Below are 21,546 nucleotides of genomic sequence, written 5' to 3'. Positions count from 1 at the left end.
ACTTTAAGTTCGCTCACTTAAACTGCTTCTGTATGAAAATTTTCATTTGTACCTGTATAGACTAGTACCTTTTTTATTTTGCTCCTTTTTTTCATAATTTGCAAGACAGAAAAATAACCGACCTTCTATACGAAAGTCGGTTTCTTCTATATAAAGTGCATATTCATTACTCCATCTTTTTTTGAAAAGAAGACATTCCCATTGATAAGAAGAAATGAGCAGAAATTAAAAGGACGATAATTTATTTACAGCTCTTCTTATAGCTTTACCTATTTCCACACTAGACTGCGGATTTTGCCCTGTAATTAAACGACCATCCACTACAACATGTGGCGTAAAATTAGGAGCTACATAAAACAAGGCCCCTTCTTCTTTCAATTTACTTTCTAGCAAAAATGGAACTCGCTTTTCTAAATGTACAGCTTTTTCTTCATCGTTTGTATAACCTGTTATACGCTTACCGGCAACAAAAAATGAACCATCTTTATTTTTCACACCAACTAAAGAACTTACCCCGTGACAAACAGCCGCTACGATCCGGTTATTGTTATACATATTCTCAATTAAATTTGCTACATATGGATTACCTGGAAAATCTACAATCGCCCCGTGTCCACCACCAAATAATACCGCATCATACTCTGAAGAATGGACAGTTGAAATCGCCCTCGTATTTTGCAATAAAGAAGCGACATGCTTAAATTCACGAGGTATGCCATTCGGAATAGATACTCTATCAATCGGCACTCTTCCGCCTTTTATAGAAACAATATCAACATCGAACTTAGCTTTTTTAAATAAAAGATAAGGAGCTGCGAGCTCTTCCAGCCACAAACCAGTCGGGTGTCCATTCATATCATGAGCACTTGTTGAAACTAACAGTATCCTTTTCAACATATCCCCTCCTTATTACCTATTTATGTATGAAACGTTTTTATCATTCATATAGCACGTGAAACAAACAGAAAAATAGCCGACCTTTCATATAAAAGTCGGCTGCTTTCTTATAGTTCGAGCTCTCCCATGCGAAGAAGCTCAACAACTGCTTGTGAACGTCCTTTAACCCCTAGCTTTTGCATTGCGTTTGAGATGTGGTTGCGAACTGTCTTTTCACTTATAAAAAGTTCACCTGCAATTTCTTTCGTTGTTTTATCTTGAACCAGTAATTCAAATACTTCTCTCTCTCTCTTTGTGAGTAAAGGTTTAGATTGATACGCTTTTTCCTTCAACTGGTATAACCCTCCTTGCTTAAGCCAGAGCTGTGTATGTGTAAGTTGGGTGTTTATTTAGTCAAGATATTGTATGAACGAAATGTGCAGGTGGTGAATAAAAATGGGCTTTATTTCCTATGTTATTTTAGACTTTTATACAGTGCGGACACTCTTTTTATCCACTTACTTTCCGACGCGCCATATTTGTTCTAGCAATATACTTACAACTGTACCTACAAATAAACCATTCCCGAATATATATTGCATAACAGACGGCAATGATTGGAGTGCTCCAGACGGTAAAAACATAACGCCGCTGCCAAATAATACTGCAACGCCTAAAATCGTTATATTCCTTTCACTCATCGGCACTTGTTTTATATTATTAAATCCAATTCCAATTAACTGTACGAACGAAGCCATTAACACTGCAGATGCGACAGCGGATGGCAACGATGCTAAGTAACGAATAATACTCGGAAACAGCGACATTACGACTAGTAATATACATGCTAGTAAGAACGATCGTATATACTTTTGTTTTGTTAAACGTATAAATCCCGCTGTCGCCGGTAGCGGCACGACACCTACAGTTGAAAATACGGAAGAAATGATATGTGAAATCCCTCCAACCCACGTACCATCCTTCAACTGTTTTTGTTCAATAGTCGCTTTATGAATCGTAGCTTGATTAATCGCTATAATAGCTGCCACTGTATTTGAAACTAAAATACATACCATAACGAAACTCGATACAGCCATCCCTGTATTCCACTTTGGAAGACCCCAAGCAAATATTTGTGGAAGTTGTACAAAATGAGTTACTTGAGATGGGATTGTCACTTTCCCTGCAATAAGAAAAATAATCCACCCACTAATTAATCCTATTAAAACGGCATAACTTTTAACGAAACCTTTTCCAAAATTAGATAGTATAATAACGAACAGAAATATACTAAACGCGATTATTGCTGTAAATCCATCAATTTGAGAAATAGTAGCTGTAATTCCTAGCATTCCTTTTAAAAATACACCACTTAATTGTAAACATAATAAAAGTAAAAACGTCCCTGTCACAACCGGCGTAAATAAAAATAAAATACGTCCAATAAAACCAGTTACTCCTAATCCTATTAAAATAACACCGGAAATGATCATTCCTAATTCCAAAATTTGCAGTGTACTATGTAATTGATCCTGTCCGGCCGTTGCATAAGCAAGTACGGTAAATACACCAACCCAAGATCCAGCTGGCCCATCCGCAATTGGTAGTCTATGTCCAATCCATCCTTGTAAAAAAGAAGATATACCAACTACAAAAAACGTACGCTGCATTAAATAAAATATTTCTTCCGTCGTAAGATGAAATAACCCACCAACGACAATTGGTAGTGCGATTGAATTCGCTAATAAAAATATAAACCATTGCAAAGTTCCCATAATATGATTTTGGTTATGTTGATTGTCCAAATTTTTCATCCCTTCTAGCTTTCCTATACGAAATATATTGTAAGAATAAAAAAGAAGAGTTCTATATTCTCAATTAGAACCCTCCTCAAATTATTTAAACGATTCTTCTACACAAGATTATTTAATTCCACCTCATTTAAACTTCCAACAACAATATCCCCTTTATACACGACTAAACGCTTTTCTGTTTGACGCGCTACCGCTTCAGCAGTACATGTTGCATTCGTTAAAACAAAGCTCGCTTCATCTCCTACATTTGGCCAAGCTCGTTTCCCTTCCTTGTTTAACGTTTCTTTTCCTCCCGTAATAAAGCGAAGTGCTTTTCCTAAAGACCTTTCGTCACTCCACCCAAAACGCTCTGCTAATCGATTTGCCTTTTGAAGCATATCGCCAGTTCCAAACGGCGACCAATGATCTGTAATACTATCATTTCCTAATGAAACTTTAACACCTTTTTTATCTAATAATGGAATTGGAATTACTTGTTTACCAATTGGCACCGTTGAAGTAATATCAATACTTAATGCTGCTAATCTTTCTGCCACTTCTTCAGCTTCTTTATCAGTAACACCACCAAGTCCAAGTGCATGACTAATTGTTACACGACCTTGCCAACCTGCTTCTTCTGTTAAGCTTGCCAACCTCTTCATCGTAAACGTTCCTAGATTATTCGCATCATGCAAATGAATATCAACATCTGCATTAAATTCTACTGCGATATCCATAATCGTATGTAATGATTTTTCGATATCATTATCCACTGTAGCTGGATCCACTCCACCGACTAGATTCGCACCCATACGCATCGCATCTTTCACAAGTTGTACAGAATTACTGCGCAATAATCCATGTTGCGGAAAAGCAACGATTCCACCAGACATCCGATTTTTATATGTTTCTAATGCAGCTAACGTCGCCTCCAAATTATGAAGTCCAATAATTGGATCAACATTACAATGCGTTCTAATATTCGTTGTACCATTTCGAAGTAGTAACTCTAGCATATTTTCCGCCCTGTCTTGAGCAGTTGTTAATTGCTTTGGCAAAATCTTCTCTTCCTCATTAAAACGTGTAAAAATACTGTCTGCTGGCATACAAGCTTTCCAAGGCCCACTATAATATGTTTTATCAATATGAATATGCATCTCTTCGAAAGACGGCAAAATTAATAAGCGATTCGCATCAAGAGTTACTATCCCTTCCTCTTGAACAATCCCTTCTATAATTTTTTTAATTCGTCCATCTTCAATGAGTAAACTACATAATTCTGTTTCTGTTCGTGAAATTGCCCCTTCTTCATATGTATACCTTGATTCAAGCATTACATTAGTCAACCAATATACTGTCATTTCTATTTCCCCACCCTTTATTAAAAATCGCCTCATACCTCTTACTATAAGTTTAATATCCGCTGAAAATTAAGACAATTAATATGATCGTTTCTCTAAAAAAATGTAATACAACCTCATAGTCTTCTCATAAATTTCCATATAGAATAGAAGTATATAGCTTCATATAAAAAAGGAGTTGCTCGTTATATGTCAAAAAAATTATGTAAATCCGAAACTGATAAAATGCTATTTGGTATATGTGGTGGTTTAGGAGAATATTTTGATATTAGTTCTACTCTCATTCGTATCCTTTGGGTCATTGCTATTTTATGTTTTGGAACGGGATTTTTAGTTTACTTTATTTGTTTATTACTTATGCCACGTTCGTACTAATGACATCACTTCCTATACTTAAGAAGAGCATATAAAAAATCACCTATAGAATTCTATAGGTGATTTTTTCATGAAGAGTATTTCATCGTTAAATGTAATACAGCCACTTCATCTTCTTCATTTTTATAGCTATGTTTCTTATTCGCTTCAAATTGAATGGAGTCAAACTCGTTTAATTCGTATACATCATTCTCCACTTGAATGGATACTTTCCCTTTCATTACCGTTACAAGCTCAATAGCACCTTCATGATGAGCTTCCGGTTCATATATACTATTCGCTCTTAAACAAGCACGGTGCATTTCCATCCCTGTTTCTTTCGTGTAACGGAACATCGTTTCTAAATGCCATGCTTGTCCTACATCTACTGCAAATCCTTCTCCGCAGCGCGCAACAGCTACAGGTTCTCCAACAACCATTAATCTCGATAAAGGTATCGATAACCCTTTCGTTATTTTCCAAATGACAGCTAACGTTGGATTCGTTTCACCTCTCTCAATTTTCCCTAATGTTAATTTACTAACTCCTGTTTTTTGGGCTAATTCTTCTAAACTTAATTTTTGTTCATTTCGAATTTGTCTTAATAGCTGACCTACTTGCTGAATGACTTCTTTCGTTTGCATATCTTCATGTTCTTTCATCTATAAAACCACCTTAAAGTATAAAATAGTTTACTTTTATTATCTTAAAGTATATTATACTATACATAATTATTTATTTCCAAAAGGAGTGTTATATTTCATGCGTGCAATATTATTAGGCCTCTTATCATCAGCCTTTTTTTCTGCAACTTTTATTATTAATAGAGCAATGAATGTATCTGGAACGAGCTGGGCTTGGACAGCTTCCTTCCGCTTTTTATTCGCTCTCCCTATTTTATTCCTTATCGTTTTATTTCGCAAAAACTTAGGTGGGTTATGGGCAGAGTTAAAAAAACATCCATTCGCATGGATCGGATGGGGTTCCGTTGCAGGGATTGGTTTCTATTCTTTATTAAGTTTCGCAGCTGTCTTCTCTCCGGCTTGGCTCGTTGCCGGAACTTGGCAAGTTACGATATTAGCAGGTTTACTTTTATCACCACTATTTTTCGTAAAAATAGAAACAAAGTCAGGTACAAAACTTGTACGCGGAAAAATTCCGCTTCGTAGTTTATATGTAGCATTATTTATTTTACTAGGTGTAATTTGTATGCAAACAACTGCAGCTGGACACATTACAATAACTCAGTTCATTTCAGGGTTTTTACCTGTCGTATTAGCTGCTTTTTTATATCCGTTCGGCAACCGAAAAATGATGGAACTTGTGGGGGGACGTCTTGATACATTCCAGCGTGTATTAGGAATGGCAATAGGCAGTCTTCCTATTACAATTTTACTTGGTATATACGGATTTTCTACTACTGGTATTCCAACATCCAGCCAAATGCTGCAAGGATTTTTGTTAGCTTTATGTTCCGGCGTTATTGCGACGATGACATTTTTCTTTGCCACTGACTTAGCAAAAGACAACCTCGCATTACTTGGTGCCGTTGAAGCAACACAAGCTGGAACCATGGTCTTTACAGTACTTGGTGAAATTGTGTTCTTGAACGGTTCATTCCCTGGTGGCCTTTCCCTATTTGGAATGATTATTATTATGTTAGGAATGGTTGCAAATAGTATTTTAAACCGTTCTGTTCCAGTCATTAAACAGAAAAAGTCAGCATAAAAAAAGATATGGTTCTTCTTCATAGAACCATATCTTTTTTATTGTCCCCCTATTTCGCCTTATCAGAATAGTATTTCATTGGCTGTTTATACTAAAACCTATGTTATAATACGTTTCATGCGCATTAATAGGAGGTAAATTATGTTAAAAAAAGCAATCGCTGAATTTATTGGTACATTTGTACTTGTATTATTCGGAACTGGAGTAGCTGTCACTGGCGGCGGAATTGAAGGAATTGGAACATTAGGAATCGCTATGGCTTTCGGTCTATCTATTGTAGCTATGGCATATAGCATTGGAACAATTTCTGGATGTCACATTAACCCAGCAGTATCGGTAGCTATGTTCATTAACAAAAGAATGAACGCTATGGAACTTTGTTATTATGTATTAGCTCAAATTTTAGGTGGTTTATTAGGAACTGCAACGTTAGTAACGATTTTACGCTCTGCTAAAACACCTTTAGATAATTTAGGACAAAATGGTTTCGGAACTCTTGGTTTATCTGGAGCATTTTTAGTTGAGTTCGTTTTAACTTTCGTATTTATTTTAGTTATCATGGCTGTAACAGGTAAAAAAGGAAGTTCTTCTTTAGCCGGACTAGTAATTGGTTTCACATTAGTTTTAATTCACTTATTAGGAATTCCTTTAACTGGAACATCTGTTAACCCTGCTCGTAGTATCGCACCAGCTTTATTTGTTGGTGGAGAAGCACTTTCTCAACTATGGGTATTCATCGTAGCACCAATTCTTGGTGGTATCGTAGCAGCTATCGTAGGTAAATTCATTTTAAATACTGAAAAATAGAATTTTCAATATTTCTGAATAAAAAAAGGCGAGCCCTCATTATGAGGAAGCTCGCTTTTTTATTCTTTTATTTTAGACTTTAAATTTGTAACTAATTGCTCTACCGTTACATTTGCAAGTACGTTTTCCATCGCTTCTTGCGCTTGCATTAAAATAATTTCTAATACTGATTGAATATTAGCTCCTACTGGACATTCAATGTTGGGATTTTCATGGAAGGAAAATAGATGTCCTTCTTCTACAACTTCCACTGCTTTATATACATCAAGTAATGTAATTTCTTCTAAATCACGAGCAAGTGTCGTACCACCTTTACCGGCTTGTACATCAACAAGTCCTGCTCTCTTCAACATTCCTGTAATGCGACGAATCACAACTGGATTTGTATTCACACTACCAGCAATCCATTCAGAGGTACAGCGAGAGTTTCGATCTATCGCAAGTAAAGTCAACATATGAACACCTACTGTAAAACGACTACTAATTCCCATCTGCACACCCTCCTTTGTATTCATTCTATTAAAAGACAACTCTTACTATTATATACTATTTTTAATTTATACATAAAGAAAAAGCATGATTTCAATAGAAAATCATGCTTTTCCCTCATTATTGACGCTTAATAAATTTTGCTAAATCTTTAAATTTCACTTTGTCTGAGTAATTCATTACACCATTTACATAGATACGACTTGTAACAGCGTTTAATATACCAATCGTCGCCAATAAGACAACTAATGTTATCGTAATTTCTAACATGCCTGCTTCACCGGCTACAATACGTGAGAAGGTAACCATCGGTGTAAAGAACGGAACGTAAGAACTTACAACAACGATAGTACTATTCGGATCACTTAATGATTTAATACTAATGAAGAATGCAGCCATAATTAAAATCATTATCGGGAAAGATACAGCTTGTAAATCCTCCGTCTTAGAAACAACAGCGCCAGCTGCAGCGTACATCATCGCATAAAGTAAATATCCCGTAATGAAATAAACAAGGAACATACTTATAACTTTTGCATCTAATTTTGTAAAGTCAATTGGAATTCCAAATAATGAGGCGTTTTCTAAATCGACCCACCCTAACAAATAAGGAATAAGATAACCGCACGCTAATATGACCAGTTGTAATAAAGCTGTTGAAACAACTGCTAATATTTTCGCATACATCATCGTAAGCGGTTTTACTTTCGGCAGCATGACTTCCATTACACGTGACGCCTTTTCTGATGCAATATTCATTGCAATTGTATTTCCGAACGCGACAATAAACATATATAAAGCAAATGTAAAGAAATAGGCAATTCCGAAAGAAGAAGAGCGATCTTTTATTGCTTCTTGTTTCACTGAAATTTCAGTTTGCAATTGCTGTGCAATTTCTGGTGAAACATTATGCTTTGCAATTGTCACCATTGTATATTGTTGTTTGAAATAACTTGCCATGATTGCAGAAGTTGCTTGGCTAGGAAATCCATTATACATATACGTAACCTCTGGAGCTCCATTCTTTTCTATTACATGAAACAAACCATCCAGCTCACCGTCTTCTACTTGTTTATGCAGTTTATCAAAATCAGCTTTTGAACCAACCGTTATTTTTGCTGATGGTAATAGCTTAGTTAACTCTTCTTTTTGTACGTTGTATGTGGAACTTTCTGTTACAACTGCAATTTTATCTTTATCCTTACTTTTATCATTCCCTGAAGTAAAATGATTAAATGCAAAAATCCCAAATACAACTAAAAATAATATCGCACTCGTAATTAATGATTTTTTAGATAAAAACGCTTCTCTAAAATAAAATGAAAATACATGAGAAAATTTACGCATCGTTATTTCGCCCTCTCTACAAAGATTTCATTTAACGTCGGCTCTAACATTTTAAATTGGCGCAAGGTAACACCTTGTTCTTGCAATTGTTGTAAAATCTTTAGAGCTTCTGCATCGTCTTGTACTTTTATATAAAGAAGGCCTTGTTGTTTTTCATATGAAACATGTATAGCTTCTAATCCCTTTTCATTCTCTGCTGTATCTTCAATCGTTAAATTACGGAAACCATATTCTTTCTTAATATCACTTAACTGTCCTTTGACAACTGCTTCGCCTTTTTTCAAAATACATACATGTTGGCAAAAAGCTTCTACTTGTTCCATACGATGACTGGATAAAATAATTGTCTTCCCGCTCTGTACTTGTTCTTCAATAATGCTAGCTAACATCCCAGCATTGACTGGGTCAAGTCCGCTAAACGGTTCATCTAAGATGAGAAGTTCAGGATTATGAAGAAGAGCAGCAATTAATTGAATTTTTTGCTGATTCCCTTTTGAAAGCTCTCCTGCCGTTTTAAATTTGTATTCTGGAATTGCTAATCGCTCTAACCAGTGGTCAATGGCAAGATCTACTTCTTTTTTCGTCATTCCTTCTAATCTACCAAAATATCGCAGCTGGTCTATTACTCTACTTTTTGTATATAAACCTCTTTCTTCTGGTAAATAACCAATCGTTACCCCACTAGTCCCAAAGGATTTTCCATCCCATGTAATAGAGCCTTCATTAGGCGTTAATAATCCGAGAAGCATTTTGATTGTAGTTGTTTTCCCTGCACCATTTCGTCCAAGTAATCCTAGTACTTCACCTTTTGGTAACGAAATTTGCAAACCGTTAACTGCTTTTGATTCCCCAAATAGTTTCGTTAAGTTTTGAATTTGTAAACTCAAAGTATAAAGCCTCCCCTTTATTATCATTCGTACTCTCTTTCAAAGATTATGTTTATTTAGGATAAAATATAGCACTACGCTTCATCCTCTTATATATAACATTATCTTTAATCCATCATTTGTTCTATTTAGTTAAAATTGTAAATAATAAAGGTTTATTTGTCAATTATAATTGTCATTACGACAATAAAACCTGTCAAAATGACTATCATTATTTTGCTCATCTTTCTAATATAGGACACACTACTATATATACAAAAGACAATATGCAAATGTTCATAAAAAATTTTTATATTTTAATATATAATATAAGATGATTTTCTAACATCAAGGAGGATACATATGAAGATGAAGAGGGGCATTACCACTTTATTATCTGTAGCGGTTCTATCTACATCGCTTGTAGCATGTTCAGGAACGACAGAGAAAACAGCGGCCAAAGAAGAAAAAGTAAAATTAACAGAACAGCAATTAATGGCTGATTTATGGTATCAAACAGCTGGTGAAACGAAAGCACTTTACTACCAAGGGTACAATATCGGTCAATTGAAGCTGGATGCAGCTCTTGCAAAAGGGACAGCAAAAAAACCTGCTATCGTACTTGATTTAGATGAAACTGTTTTAGACAACAGTCCTCATCAAGCAATGAGTGTAAAGACAGGAAAAGGCTATCCTTACAAATGGGATGATTGGATTAATAAGGCTGAAGCTGAAGCCCTTCCAGGCGCAATTGATTTCTTAAAATATACAGAGTCTAAAGGTGTAGATATTTACTACATCTCAAATCGTAAAACGAACCAACTAGATGCAACTATTAAAAATCTTGAGCGCGTAGGTGCTCCTCAAGCAACGAAAGAACATATATTATTACAAGATCCGAAAGAAAAAGGGAAAGAGAAACGCCGTGAACTCGTTTCTCAAACACATGATATTGTCTTATTCTTCGGTGATAACTTATCTGATTTCACTGGTTTTGATGGTAAATCGGTAAAAGATCGCAATCAAACAGTTGCAGATTCAAAAGCACAATTTGGTGAGAAATTCATCATTTTCCCTAATCCAATGTACGGTGATTGGGAAGGCGCTTTGTATGACTATGATTTCAAAAAATCAGATACGGAAAAAGATAAAGTCCGTCGTGACAACTTAAAATCATTTGAAGCAAAATAAAAGAGGATGGCATTTGCCATCCTCTTTCTTTATTGCATATTTCTCGTTAAAGGTAAAATAAACACTTCTACACGTCTATTTTTTGCTTTTCCTTCCGGTGTATCATTTGGTGCAATCGAACGGTATTCTCCGTAACCAATTGCACTAAATTTTCCTGGTTGCAAATCTTTATTTTGAAGTAATACCTGCATAAAATTAACGGCACGCTGTGTACTTAACTCCCAGTTTGATGCAAACTGAGCATTTGCGATAGGAACAGTATCTGTATGACCAGATACTGTAATCTCACGAGGTGATGCGGAAACAAGCAGGTTAGACATCTCTTTTGCAATCCCTAACGATTCTAATTTCACATCTGCTTTCCCCGAGTCGAATAGTACATTTTCTAATATTGTTACCATTAATCCTTTTTCAGTTAAATCGGTTTTAAAAGAAGACGATAATTGCTTTTCCTCAATATATTTATCAATACCTTTTTGTACCGCTTTTAATTCATTCATTTCTTGCTGCTTTACTTCAGCCTCAGCATTCTTTTTAATCTGCTCAGATTCTAAACTATTTGCTGACAACTCTTTCTCTTCATTCGGCTTCTGGTCACTTAAAAACTCTTTATTTCCTGTTCCACCTGCTAGTTCACTCCGAAAAGCTACTGCCATCTGTTTAAACTTCGCAGCATCTATACTACTCATTGCGAATAATACGATGAATAATGCAAATAACAACGTTAACATATCAGAATACGGAATTAACCACGTTTCATCGATATGCTCATCATGTTTTTTCTTTTTACCTCTTCTATTTTTTTTACTCCGCATTTTTTTCTGCTCCTATTTCTAGCTTTTTACGCTCAGTTGCAGAAAGTGCACCTAAAATACGGTTCTTCATAATAAACGGATATGTACCTTCTTGTAACATTAATAAACAATCAATAATTAAACGTTTTTTCTCGATTTCAGCTGCAGATTTTTGCTTTAACTTATTTGCAAATGGATGCCATAGTACATAACCTGAAAAAATACCAAAAATCGTTGCAATAAACGCACCTGAAATAGCATGTCCTAACTTGTCAATATCAGTTAAATTACCAAGCGCAGCTACAAGACCAATAACAGCACCTAAAACCCCTAATGTCGGTGCATACGTACCAGCTTGTGAAAAAATCGCCGCTCCTTTTGCATGCCTTTCTTCAATTGCTTCTAATTCAGCTTCTAAAATCTGCTCTAAATCTTCTGCGGATACGCCATCAATCACAAATTTCATACCACGTAAAAGAAATTCATCTTGAATTTTGTCTAATTGTTGCTCTAAAGACAAAATACCGTATTTTCTACTTTCAGATGTCCAATGAACAAATAATTCTAGCAACTGTTCGTAACTTAAATCCTTTTTATTTGAACCAAAAAGAACTTTAAATAATTTTGGAACCCTTTTTAGTTGATTCATCGGAAATGCAATACAAACTGCGGCAAATGTACCGATGAAAATAATTAATGCTGCGGCAGGATTCAATAAGGCTGTTACGTCAGCGCCCTTGACGACCATCCCTACTACTACCGCTACAAATCCTAAAATAAGTCCAATAATTGTTGCAAAATCCATTCCCATTCACTCCTAGTCTATACAAGAAGTTCTTTATTCTCGATAATCGCTACATCTTCTTATGTATATATATTACATAAAAAATTCAATTCATGAAAGATAAGAAATGAATTATATGAAAAAATACTACAATTTCACACATTTTCTGACATTTTCTTTGCATTTTCATTACGTTACGGCTCTTATATTTCCTTTTCAACAAACTAAACTTATAATAAAAATAATACATATTTTATTAAGAAAGGACTGTGATTACAAGGCATCATGAAAAAAATAATAATTATTTCTGCCGCTACTATTGTAATCGGTATCACATCTTTCGCTTATTTCAGTTCTGAATCACCATTACAAAATGGGGCGAAAGCTGTCGAAAGTCAAAAACATAGTAACCATCCAAAAGAAGAGATTCCTGCTTTTCCAAAAGCTGATCATAATGAAAAAAAACTAGATGATAATTTTTCCGTTGTAACAAATCCAGATTCTGCTCTTGTATTAGTCAATAAACATCGTAAATTACCAGATGGGTATATTCCAGAAGATTTAAAGAAACCGAACGTACCATTTACTAGTCCAAAAGATAAAGAGAAAACATTACTTCGTAAAGATGCTGCAGATGCGCTTGAGAAAATGTTCCAAGCAGCGAAAAACGAGGGGATAGAACTTACAGCAGTTTCAGGTTACCGTTCTTACAAACGTCAACAGTCATTACATAATACCTATATTAAGCGCCAAGGAAAAACTGAGGCTAATTCGGTAAGTGCAATTCCAGGAACAAGTGAGCATCAAACTGGTCTAGCAATGGATATTAGCTCAAAATCTGCTAAATTCCAATTAGAACCAATCTTTGGCGAGACAACAGAAGGGAAATGGGTTGCAAAACACGCCCATGAGTTTGGATTTGTCATTCGTTATTTAGAAGATAAAACAGAAACAACAGAGTACGCATACGAACCATGGCACTTACGCTACGTTGGTAATCCATATGCCACATACATATATAAACACCATCTAACATTAGAAGAGGCAATGAAGGATAAAAAATAAGAGAGCGATTCGCTCTCTTATTTTTGTATTCTCTTCTATTATTTTAGTAATTTCATCTTCCATTCTTCAGGCCACGGCTCGCCTCTTCCTGTTTTTTTCGATGCTTGTACCATCATACCGCGTCCAACTAAACAAACTTCCCCTTCTGCATTTTTGACCATATAGTGCAAATCTAAAGAAGAATTCCCAACTGTTCCTGCCTTTACATATACTTTCAACTGCTCATCAAAATATATTTGTTTGATGAAATTACATTGTAAATCTGCAACAACGATCATCGTTTCTGATGATTCATTTGTCCATTCTTGCATAAATCCAAGTTCTTTAAACAATGCGATACGTGCTTCTTCAAAATATGTAAAAGCAATGACATTATTTACATGTCCAAACATATCTACTTCACCGAAACGAACTTTTACAGGATTGTAAAACGAAAAACCACTTTCCCATTGCTTAAAGTCTTCAATATAAGAAATTCTCTTCATCGTTTTCTCTCCTTTTCAATTACAAATATGCAGAATAAACTGAAAAATAACCTTATAAATATTGCCCCTTCAAATGAAGAGGCATATTTATTAATAGTTATTATCGCTACCAAAGAAATCTTTGAACGATTGAATTGTTGTATCACGGTTTAATGCTGCGATTGAAGTTGTTAATGGAATACCTTTCGGACATGATTGCACACAGTTTTGAGAGTTACCACAGTTTGCAAGCCCTCCATCTCCCATAATTGCACGTAAGCGATCTGCTTTGTGCATTTCACCTGTTGGATGCGAGTTGAATAAACGAGCTTGTGATAACGGTGCTGGTCCAATAAAGTCAGATTTACTGTTTACGTTTGGACATGATTCTAAGCAAACACCACATGTCATACATTTTGAAAGCTCATAAGCCCATTGACGTTTCTTCTCCGGCATTCTTGGTCCTGGACCTAGGTCATACGTACCATCGATTGGAATCCAAGCCTTAACGCGTTTTAATGCGTTAAACATACGACTACGGTCAACTTGTAAATCACGTACAACCGGGAATGTCTTCATCGGTTTTAAGCGAATTGGCTGTTCTAATTGATCAATAAGCGCTGTACATGATTGACGTGGTTTTCCGTTAATAACCATCGAGCAAGCGCCACATACTTCCTCTAAACAGTTCATATCCCATGCAATCGGAGTTGTTTGGTTCCCTTTTGAATCAACAGGATTACGGCGAATTTCCATAAGTGCCGAAATAATATTCATATTTGGACGATATGGAATTTCAAACTCTTGGTCAAACTCTTGTGCATCTGGTCCATCTTGTCTCGTAATGATGAGGCGGATTGTTTTCTCAGACATGTTGCTTATCCCCCTTCTCTTCACCCTTAGCAGCTACATCATGTTTTGAAGAATAGTCACGTTTACGTGGTTTAATTAATGAAACATCCACTTCTTCGTAATGGAATGCTGGTGCATTTCCTTCTCCCTCAAATTTTGCCATTGTAGTTTTTAAGAAGTTTGCATCATCACGATTTGGGAATTCCGGTTTGTAATGCGCTCCGCGGCTTTCATTACGGTTATATGCCCCAATTGTAATAACACGAGCTAGCTCAAACATATTTGCAAGTTGACGTGTAAATGAAGCACCCTGGTTACTCCATCTTGCTGTATCGTTAATGTTAATGCGTTTGTAACGCGCCATTAACTCTTCAATTTTTGCATCTGTTTCTAATAACTTTTTATTTTCACGAACTACTGTAACGTTATCTGTCATCCATTCTCCAAGCTCTTTGTGAAGAACATATGCATTTTCGTTACCATCAAGCGTTAAAATATTGTTAAATTTCTCTGTTTCGATTAATTCATTTTGCTCATATACACTAGATGAAACAGCATCAGATGATTTAGAAAGACCTTTCATATACTCAATTGCGTTCGGTCCTGCTACCATACCACCGTAAATTGCTGATAATAGTGAGTTCGCACCAAGGCGGTTACCACCGTGCATAGAATAATCGCACTCACCTGCTGCAAATAAACCTGGAATGCTTGTCATTTGCTTATAATCAACCCATAGCCCGCCCATTGAATAGTGAACCGCTGGGAAGATTTTCATTGGTAGTTTACGAGGATCATCTCCTGTAAACTTCTCATAGATTTCAATAATTCCACCAAGTTTAATATCTAGTTCTTTCGGATCTTTATGAGAAAGATCTAGGTACACCATGTTTTCACCGTTAATACCTAGTTTTTGCTCTACGCAAACATCAAAGATTTCACGCGTTGCAATATCACGAGGTACAAGGTTTCCGTAAGCAGGATATTTCTCTTCTAAGAAGTACCATGGCTTACCATCTTTATATGTCCAAACACGCCCACCTTCACCACGTGCAGATTCACTCATAAGACGTAACTTATCGTCTCCAGGAATTGCCGTTGGATGGATTTGAATAAACTCACCGTTCGCATAATATGCACCTTGTTGATATACAGCAGACGCTGCTGTACCTGTATTGATAATAGAGTTAGTTGATTTTCCAAAGATGATACCAGGGCCCCCTGTTGCCATAATCACGGCATCAGCTTGGAAACTTTTAATCTCCATAGTTTGTAAGTCTTGTGCAACGATGCCTCGGCACACACCTTCATCATCAACAACAGCTCGTAAGAAATCCCAACCTTCATATTTCGTTACAAGTCCTGCTACTTCGTGACGACGTACTTGCTCATCTAATGCGTATAGTAATTGCTGTCCAGTTGTTGCACCAGCAAATGCTGTACGGTGATGTTGTGTTCCACCAAAACGACGGAAATCAAGAAGTCCTTCTTCCGTACGGTTGAACATAACACCCATACGGTCCATTAAATGAATAATACCAGGTGCTGCTTCACACATTGCTTTAACTGGTGGTTGGTTCGCTAAGAAATCCCCACCATAAATTGTATCGTCAAAGTGGATCCATGGAGAATCCCCTTCACCTTTCGTATTTACGGCACCGTTAATTCCGCCCTGAGCACATACAGAATGTGAACGTTTTACTGGTACTAATGAAAACAGTTCAACATTTACTCCTGCTTCTGCCGCTTTAATCGTTGCCATTAAGCCAGCCAAGCCACCGCCGACTACTATAAGTTTCCCTTTCATGCTCTCCCACTCCTTACTGGTTTGCTAGCTGTGGATCGATGAACGCTAATAATGCACTCACACCTACATAAGATAGACCTAAGAAAATAGCTAATGTTACATAAGTAGAGATTCTTTGTGAACGTGGAGACACTGTAATTCCCCAGCTAATGCAGAATGTCCATAGTCCATTTGCAAAGTGGAAAATTGTTGAAACAACACCAACTAAATAGAATGCAAACATAGCTGGATTGTTTAAAATATCTGCCATCATATCGTAGTTTACCTCTTTACCTAACATTGCTTGAATACGAGTTTCCCAGACGTGCCAAGAAATGAAGATCAGCGTAACGATACCTGAAATTCGTTGGAAGACGAACATCCAGTTACGGAAATAACCGTAAGATACCGCATTGTTCTTAGCTGTAAATGCAATATATAAGCCATATATAGCATGGTACAGTATAGGTAAAAAGATGATGAAAATTTCTAGCGCATACCGGAATGGAAGGAGCTCCATAAAGCCTGCAGCTTTGTTAAAAGCCTCTGCTCCTCTTGTTGCAAAGTTGTTTACAATTAGATGTTGCGTCAAAAAGACACCAACCGGGATGACCCCCATTAATGAGTGCCACTTACGAAACGTATACTCGCGGCCTTTCATGTCCCCATTACCCCCTTGAATGTTTGACTGCTGTTTTCAGATTAATTTACAACAATAATGTTTTTTCACTATTGGCATAAGAAAAACTGAAAAAATTATTCGAAATATTTCAGCATAATTTGATACCAAGTTCATTTTACTCCTATTTTTGTCGAAGCGTCAAGAAAACGTATACATAATTTGCATATAATTTGCCAATTCTTTTTTTCTTCTTATATATTCAGATTTTCCTAAAGAAAAATCTGTTTTTATAAATGCGAAATGTTATATAATAAGCCCTATAGAAAGAGGGGAATATTGTGAGCAAAAATACAATCGATATAACATCTTTAGAAGATGTTTCATTGAACGCCTTCGCTTATGAATTGCTACGTGAAGAATTACTACCTGATTTAATTGGTAACGATTTAGATGGTATTTTATACTGGTCCGGTAGAAACCTTGCAAGAAAATATCCGCTAGAAACAATTGAAGAAGTCATTCAGTTCTTTGAAAAAGCTGGTTGGGGCACTTTAAGTATTATTGAACATAAACGTCGTGAAATGCAGTTCCAACTTAAAGGCACTCTCATTGCTGAACGTCAAAAACAAAACAGACATTCTTCTTATCAATTAGAAGCTGGATTCATTGCTGAGCAAATTCAGAAGCAACGAAACGTCGTAGCAGAGTCATACGAAGAAAAGAAAAAACGTTCAGACTCTATTACATTTCTTGTGAAATGGGATATAAAAGATCTCATTGAAGTGTAGCCTTATCTACAGTCAACTAGACATATAAGTTTAGTTGACTTTTTTGTATTTTCATTCAGATGCGTTTATTTTAAATCTTCAGAAATTATACCAAAAAACAGAAGACGTTGTAAACTACAACGTCTTCTTATCTGTTAAATACGTATAAATTGTTTCCGCGACATTTTTCGGCATACCCGCTTCGACAAATTCTGCTACAGAAGCTTCTTTCATCTTCTTTAATGAACCAAAATGTTTTAACAATACCTTTTTCCGTTTATCACCGATTCCTGGAATATCGTCCAGTGCTGATTGAATGACAGATTTCCCGTGTAATTGACGATGGAATGTAATCGCAAATCGATGCACTTCATCTTGAATGCGCTGCAATAAATAAAATTCTTGGCTATTCCTCTCAAGTATCACCGGTTCAGGTGGATCCCCAATAATTAAATGGGATGTTTTATGTTTGTCGTCTTTTACAAGGCCTGCCATCGGAATATATAACCCAAGCTCATTTTCTAGAACATCACTTACAGCTGCCAGATGACCTTTTCCCCCGTCAATAATGATTAAATCTGGTAATGGTAAATTCTCTTTAAGCGCCCTTGTATAACGGCGCCTCACAACTTCTCTCATAGACTCATAATCATCTGGTCCTTGAACCGTTTTAATTTTATATTTCCTGTACTCTTTCTTCGCTGGTTTCCCATCGATAAAAGCAATCATTGCAGAAACGGGATTTGTTCCTTGAATATTTGAGTTATCAAACGCTTCAATACGATACGGTGTTTCAATCCCGAGCTGCTTTCCTAACTGATCTACAGCTTTAATCGTTCGCTCTTCATCACGTTCAATTAAGTAGAATTTCTCTTCAAGTGCAATTTTCGCATTTTTATTTGCTAATTCTACAAGATCTTTTTTCTTACCACGTTTCGGCTGCGTCGCTTCAACTTCTAAAAAGCGCTCTACTAATTCTGAGTCTATACTTCCTGGAACAACAATTTCTTTCGGTTTAAAATGACTGCTGTTTTCATAAAATTGACCGATAAACGTTAAAAATCCCTCTTCTGGTTCATCATAGATTGGAAACATAGAAACATCACGTTCAATTAGCTTTCCTTTTCGAACGAAGAAAACTTGAACGCACATCCATCCTTTATCAACTGCATATCCAAATACATCACGGTCCACTAAGTCACTCATAATCATCTTTTGTTTTTCCATAATTGCATCTATATGAGCAATTTGATCTCGCAATTCTTTCGCACGTTCAAATTCTAGTTTCTCTGAAGCCTCATACATCTTTGTTTCTAATTCTGAACGAATTTCTTTATGTCCACCATTTAAAAACTTAATAATTTCATCCACAATTTCTTTATTTTGTTCTTCCGTCACTTCTTTCACACAAGGTGCTAAACATTGGCCCATATGATAATATAAACACACTTTATCGGGCATGTTTGAGCATTTGCGAAGCGGATACATGCGATCTAATAGTTTTTTCGTTTCATGAGCTGATTGTGCATTCGGATAAGGGCCAAAATACTTTCCTTTATCCTTTTTTACGTTACGCGTAATGAGTAAGCGCGGCTGTTTTTCAGCGGTAATTTTAATAAAAGGATATGTTTTATCATCTTTTAATTGAATATTATATTTTGGATCATACTTTTTTATTAAATTTAACTCTAAAATAAGAGCCTCCAAATTTGAAGAGGTTACGATATATTCAAAATCTACAATTTCTCCTACAAGCCGAAGTGTTTTCCCATCATGCGAACCAGTAAAGTACGAGCGCACACGATTTTTTAACACTTTTGCCTTCCCGACATATATAACCGTTCCTTGCTTATCTTTCATTAAATAACAACCAGGTTGATCTGGTAAAATAGCCAATTTCTCTTTCAAATGTTCGTGCACTCGCCTACCTCCATTTCTACATGCTTATCATTACAAATTCAAAATAAAAACATACAATGACAAAACACCCAACATACGTTCTTTTATTGTAACGGAAAGGTTTAAAAAAGGAAAATAAAAAAAGCTACCAAATGGTAGCTTCTTTCTTTTAGAAGTGTTTAGAAACTAATTCTACTAACGCTTCTTTCGGTTTGTAACCTAACGCTTGATCAACTACTTTACCGTCTTTTAATACGAAAAGAGCTGGAATGCTCATTACTTCAAATTGACGAGCAGTTTCTTGGTTTTCATCAACGTCTACTTTTACTACTTTTACTTTTTCACCTAGTTCTGAATCGATTTCCTCTAATACAGGAGCGATCATTTTACAAGGTCCACACCAAGGTGCCCAGAAATCTAATAATACAACACCTTCGCTAGTTTCAGCTGCGAAGCTTTGGTCATTTGCGTTTATAATTGCCATTTTATTTCCTCCTTCAAGTATATTCTACCAAGAGTATATCATTAACTTATATACGTGGCGAATAATATGTATCGTTATGTATTGTAACAAAAAAATGTTCCTTTATACTATATAAAAATATGGATGAAATACTACAAAGGTGAGGGACAGGGGATCCCTCACCTTTTTCTATATATAGGGGTACTTCACTTGGAACTCAAGGGTACTCAAATCATGAATGTACTTTTAACTTTTTAAACTCTTCTGTTAAAAGAGGTAAAACTTCGAATAAGTCACCAACAATACCATAGTCAGCTACTTTGAAAATACTTGCTTCTGGATCTTTATTAATTGCAACGATTATTTTTGAGTTAGACATACCAGCTAAATGCTGAATCGCACCAGAAATACCACATGCAATGTATAGATCTGGCGTAACGACTTTACCCGTTTGACCAATTTGTAATGAGTAATCGCAATACTCAGCGTCACAAGCACCACGAGATGCTCCAACAGCGCCGCCTAGTACATCAGCTAACTCTTTTAATGGCTTAAATCCATCTTCACTCTTCACACCACGTCCGCCAGCGATAATAACTTTCGCTTCTGAAAGATCAACGCCTTCTGCAGTTTTACGGACAACATCTTGAATAATTGTACGTAAATCTTTCACATCTACTGTAATAGAAGACACGTCACCTGTGCGAGACTCGTCTTTTTCAAGAGTTGCAATGTTATTTGGACGCACTGTCGCAAATAAGATACCATCTGTTACAATCTTCTTCTCAAACGCTTTACCAGAGTAAATCGGGCGAGTGAAGATAACATTTCCACCTTCAACTTCTAAAGCAGTTACGTCAGAAATTAGACCAGCTTCAAGTTTCGCTGCTAATTTTGGTGATAAATCTTTACCAAGTGCTGTATGTCCAAATACGATACCTTCTGGCTTTTCTTCAGCATATACAGCTAAAAACGCTTGTGCGTAACCATCAGATGTATATGATTTTAATTTATCATTTTCAACTGTCACAACGCGATCTGCACCGTAATGAATCAATTCATTTGCAAAAGAGGCAACGCTGTCTCCAACTAGAAGACCTACCACTTCACCGCCTTCTGCAATTGTTTTTGCTGCTGCTACCGCTTCAAACGAAACGTTACGTAGCGATCCGTCACGAACTTCACCCATTACTAATACTTTACGAGCCATAGATTTTCCCTCCTGCATATATAATTTC

At 36.1% G+C, this 21,546-nt stretch carries 23 protein-coding genes; 6 read left to right on the top strand and 17 right to left on the bottom strand.

What is annotated here, in order from left to right:
* Window positions 1-225: 225 nt before the first annotated feature.
* From JDS81_RS01165 to JDS81_RS01150, 4 genes are all read right to left on the bottom strand, one after another.
* Complete coding sequence (locus JDS81_RS01165) at window positions 226-897, bottom strand: type 1 glutamine amidotransferase domain-containing protein (RefSeq protein ID WP_097952331.1); 672 nt, start codon at window positions 895-897, stop codon at window positions 226-228.
* Window positions 898-1,004: 107 nt separating this feature from the next.
* Complete coding sequence (gerE, locus tag JDS81_RS01160; protein WP_000659484.1) at window positions 1,005-1,229, bottom strand: spore germination transcription factor GerE; 225 nt, start codon at window positions 1,227-1,229, stop codon at window positions 1,005-1,007.
* Between the two features lie 165 nt (window positions 1,230-1,394).
* Entirely contained in the window at window positions 1,395-2,690 is a 1,296-nt protein-coding gene (locus tag JDS81_RS01155) for a purine/pyrimidine permease (RefSeq protein WP_097952329.1), read from the bottom strand.
* A 98-nt stretch (window positions 2,691-2,788) separates the two neighbouring features.
* Window positions 2,789-4,030: an amidohydrolase family protein gene (locus JDS81_RS01150; RefSeq protein WP_097952327.1), complete on the bottom strand. Its 1,242-nt coding sequence runs from the start codon at window positions 4,028-4,030 to the stop codon at window positions 2,789-2,791.
* Window positions 4,031-4,219: 189 nt separating this feature from the next.
* Here JDS81_RS01150 and JDS81_RS01145 point away from each other — a divergent pair, with 189 nt between their 5' ends.
* Window positions 4,220-4,405 carry a PspC domain-containing protein gene (locus JDS81_RS01145; RefSeq protein ID WP_000038412.1) on the top strand — a complete coding sequence of 62 codons (186 nt, stop codon included), beginning with the start codon at window positions 4,220-4,222 and terminating at the stop codon, window positions 4,403-4,405.
* A 68-nt stretch (window positions 4,406-4,473) separates the two neighbouring features.
* Here JDS81_RS01145 and JDS81_RS01140 read toward each other — a convergent pair whose 3' ends face one another.
* Complete coding sequence (locus JDS81_RS01140; protein ID WP_000658048.1) at window positions 4,474-5,046, bottom strand: helix-turn-helix domain-containing protein; 573 nt, start codon at window positions 5,044-5,046, stop codon at window positions 4,474-4,476.
* 100 nt (window positions 5,047-5,146) lie between these two features.
* Here JDS81_RS01140 and JDS81_RS01135 point away from each other — a divergent pair, with 100 nt between their 5' ends.
* Window positions 5,147-6,112, top strand: a complete 966-nt coding sequence (locus JDS81_RS01135; RefSeq protein ID WP_001201643.1) for a DMT family transporter — start codon at window positions 5,147-5,149, stop codon at window positions 6,110-6,112.
* Between the two features lie 141 nt (window positions 6,113-6,253).
* Window positions 6,254-6,919 carry an aquaporin gene (locus tag JDS81_RS01130; protein WP_000913214.1) on the top strand — a complete coding sequence of 222 codons (666 nt, stop codon included), beginning with the start codon at window positions 6,254-6,256 and terminating at the stop codon, window positions 6,917-6,919.
* 59 nt (window positions 6,920-6,978) lie between these two features.
* On the opposite strand, the gene JDS81_RS01125 is transcribed toward JDS81_RS01130, so the two are convergent.
* The 3 genes from JDS81_RS01125 to JDS81_RS01115 all read right to left on the bottom strand — a co-directional run bounded on the left by JDS81_RS01125 (window position 6,979) and on the right by JDS81_RS01115 (window position 9,642).
* Entirely contained in the window at window positions 6,979-7,410 is a 432-nt protein-coding gene (locus tag JDS81_RS01125) for an Rrf2 family transcriptional regulator (protein WP_000512996.1), read from the bottom strand.
* Window positions 7,411-7,528: 118 nt separating this feature from the next.
* The gene (locus JDS81_RS01120; RefSeq protein ID WP_001224992.1) at window positions 7,529-8,755 is read right to left on the bottom strand and encodes an ABC transporter permease; all 1,227 of its coding nucleotides are present in this window, start codon (window positions 8,753-8,755) and stop codon (window positions 7,529-7,531) included.
* Window positions 8,756-8,757: 2 nt separating this feature from the next.
* Window positions 8,758-9,642, bottom strand: coding sequence for an ABC transporter ATP-binding protein (locus tag JDS81_RS01115; protein ID WP_000058105.1), 885 nt, complete (start codon window positions 9,640-9,642; stop codon window positions 8,758-8,760).
* Window positions 9,643-9,984: 342 nt separating this feature from the next.
* Here JDS81_RS01115 and JDS81_RS01110 point away from each other — a divergent pair, with 342 nt between their 5' ends.
* Entirely contained in the window at window positions 9,985-10,812 is an 828-nt protein-coding gene (locus JDS81_RS01110) for a 5'-nucleotidase, lipoprotein e(P4) family (protein ID WP_000782780.1), read from the top strand.
* A gap of 29 nt (window positions 10,813-10,841) precedes the next feature.
* Here the strand turns inward: JDS81_RS01110 and motB are convergent, their stop codons facing one another.
* Complete coding sequence (gene motB / locus JDS81_RS01105; protein WP_001256738.1) at window positions 10,842-11,627, bottom strand: flagellar motor protein MotB; 786 nt, start codon at window positions 11,625-11,627, stop codon at window positions 10,842-10,844.
* Window positions 11,617-12,411, bottom strand: coding sequence for a flagellar motor stator protein MotA (gene motA, locus JDS81_RS01100; protein ID WP_000344856.1), 795 nt, complete (start codon window positions 12,409-12,411; stop codon window positions 11,617-11,619). Before motA ends, motB begins: the two co-directional genes overlap by 11 nt.
* A 264-nt stretch (window positions 12,412-12,675) precedes the next feature.
* Here motA and JDS81_RS01095 point away from each other — a divergent pair, with 264 nt between their 5' ends.
* Window positions 12,676-13,455, top strand: a complete 780-nt coding sequence (locus JDS81_RS01095; protein ID WP_000720189.1) for a M15 family metallopeptidase — start codon at window positions 12,676-12,678, stop codon at window positions 13,453-13,455.
* A gap of 38 nt (window positions 13,456-13,493) precedes the next feature.
* On the opposite strand, the gene JDS81_RS01090 is transcribed toward JDS81_RS01095, so the two are convergent.
* The 4 genes from JDS81_RS01090 to sdhC all read right to left on the bottom strand — a co-directional run bounded on the left by JDS81_RS01090 (window position 13,494) and on the right by sdhC (window position 17,218).
* On the bottom strand, window positions 13,494-13,940 hold the full coding sequence (locus JDS81_RS01090; RefSeq protein WP_000822754.1) for an acyl-CoA thioesterase: 447 nt from the start codon (window positions 13,938-13,940) through the stop codon (window positions 13,494-13,496).
* Window positions 13,941-14,030: 90 nt separating this feature from the next.
* On the bottom strand, window positions 14,031-14,792 hold the full coding sequence (gene sdhB / locus JDS81_RS01085) for a succinate dehydrogenase iron-sulfur subunit (protein WP_001291830.1): 762 nt from the start codon (window positions 14,790-14,792) through the stop codon (window positions 14,031-14,033).
* Window positions 14,785-16,578 (bottom strand): succinate dehydrogenase flavoprotein subunit, encoded by a 1,794-nt coding sequence (gene sdhA / locus JDS81_RS01080; protein ID WP_000676745.1) that lies wholly within the window; start codon window positions 16,576-16,578, stop codon window positions 14,785-14,787. Before sdhA ends, sdhB begins: the two co-directional genes overlap by 8 nt.
* 13 nt (window positions 16,579-16,591) lie before the next feature.
* Complete coding sequence (gene sdhC / locus JDS81_RS01075; protein WP_000678354.1) at window positions 16,592-17,218, bottom strand: succinate dehydrogenase cytochrome B558; 627 nt, start codon at window positions 17,216-17,218, stop codon at window positions 16,592-16,594.
* Between the two features lie 299 nt (window positions 17,219-17,517).
* Here sdhC and JDS81_RS01070 point away from each other — a divergent pair, with 299 nt between their 5' ends.
* A complete protein-coding gene (locus tag JDS81_RS01070; protein ID WP_000042215.1) occupies window positions 17,518-17,967 on the top strand; it encodes a YslB family protein in 450 nt (149 codons plus the stop codon).
* Between the two features lie 114 nt (window positions 17,968-18,081).
* Here the strand turns inward: JDS81_RS01070 and uvrC are convergent, their stop codons facing one another.
* From uvrC to etfA, 3 genes are all read right to left on the bottom strand, one after another.
* Window positions 18,082-19,866: an excinuclease ABC subunit C gene (gene uvrC / locus JDS81_RS01065; protein WP_000544286.1), complete on the bottom strand. Its 1,785-nt coding sequence runs from the start codon at window positions 19,864-19,866 to the stop codon at window positions 18,082-18,084.
* Between the two features lie 148 nt (window positions 19,867-20,014).
* On the bottom strand, window positions 20,015-20,329 hold the full coding sequence (gene trxA / locus JDS81_RS01060) for a thioredoxin (protein WP_000974757.1): 315 nt from the start codon (window positions 20,327-20,329) through the stop codon (window positions 20,015-20,017).
* 211 nt (window positions 20,330-20,540) lie between these two features.
* Entirely contained in the window at window positions 20,541-21,518 is a 978-nt protein-coding gene (gene etfA, locus JDS81_RS01055; protein ID WP_000101960.1) for an electron transfer flavoprotein subunit alpha, read from the bottom strand.
* Window positions 21,519-21,546: the final 28 nt, after the last annotated feature.

The sequence above is a fragment of the Bacillus cereus group sp. N31 genome, assembly GCF_016483245.1.
Taxonomy (GTDB): Bacteria; Bacillota; Bacilli; order Bacillales; family Bacillaceae_G; genus Bacillus_A; species Bacillus_A toyonensis.
This window is presented reverse-complemented; position numbering and strand designations above follow the sequence as displayed.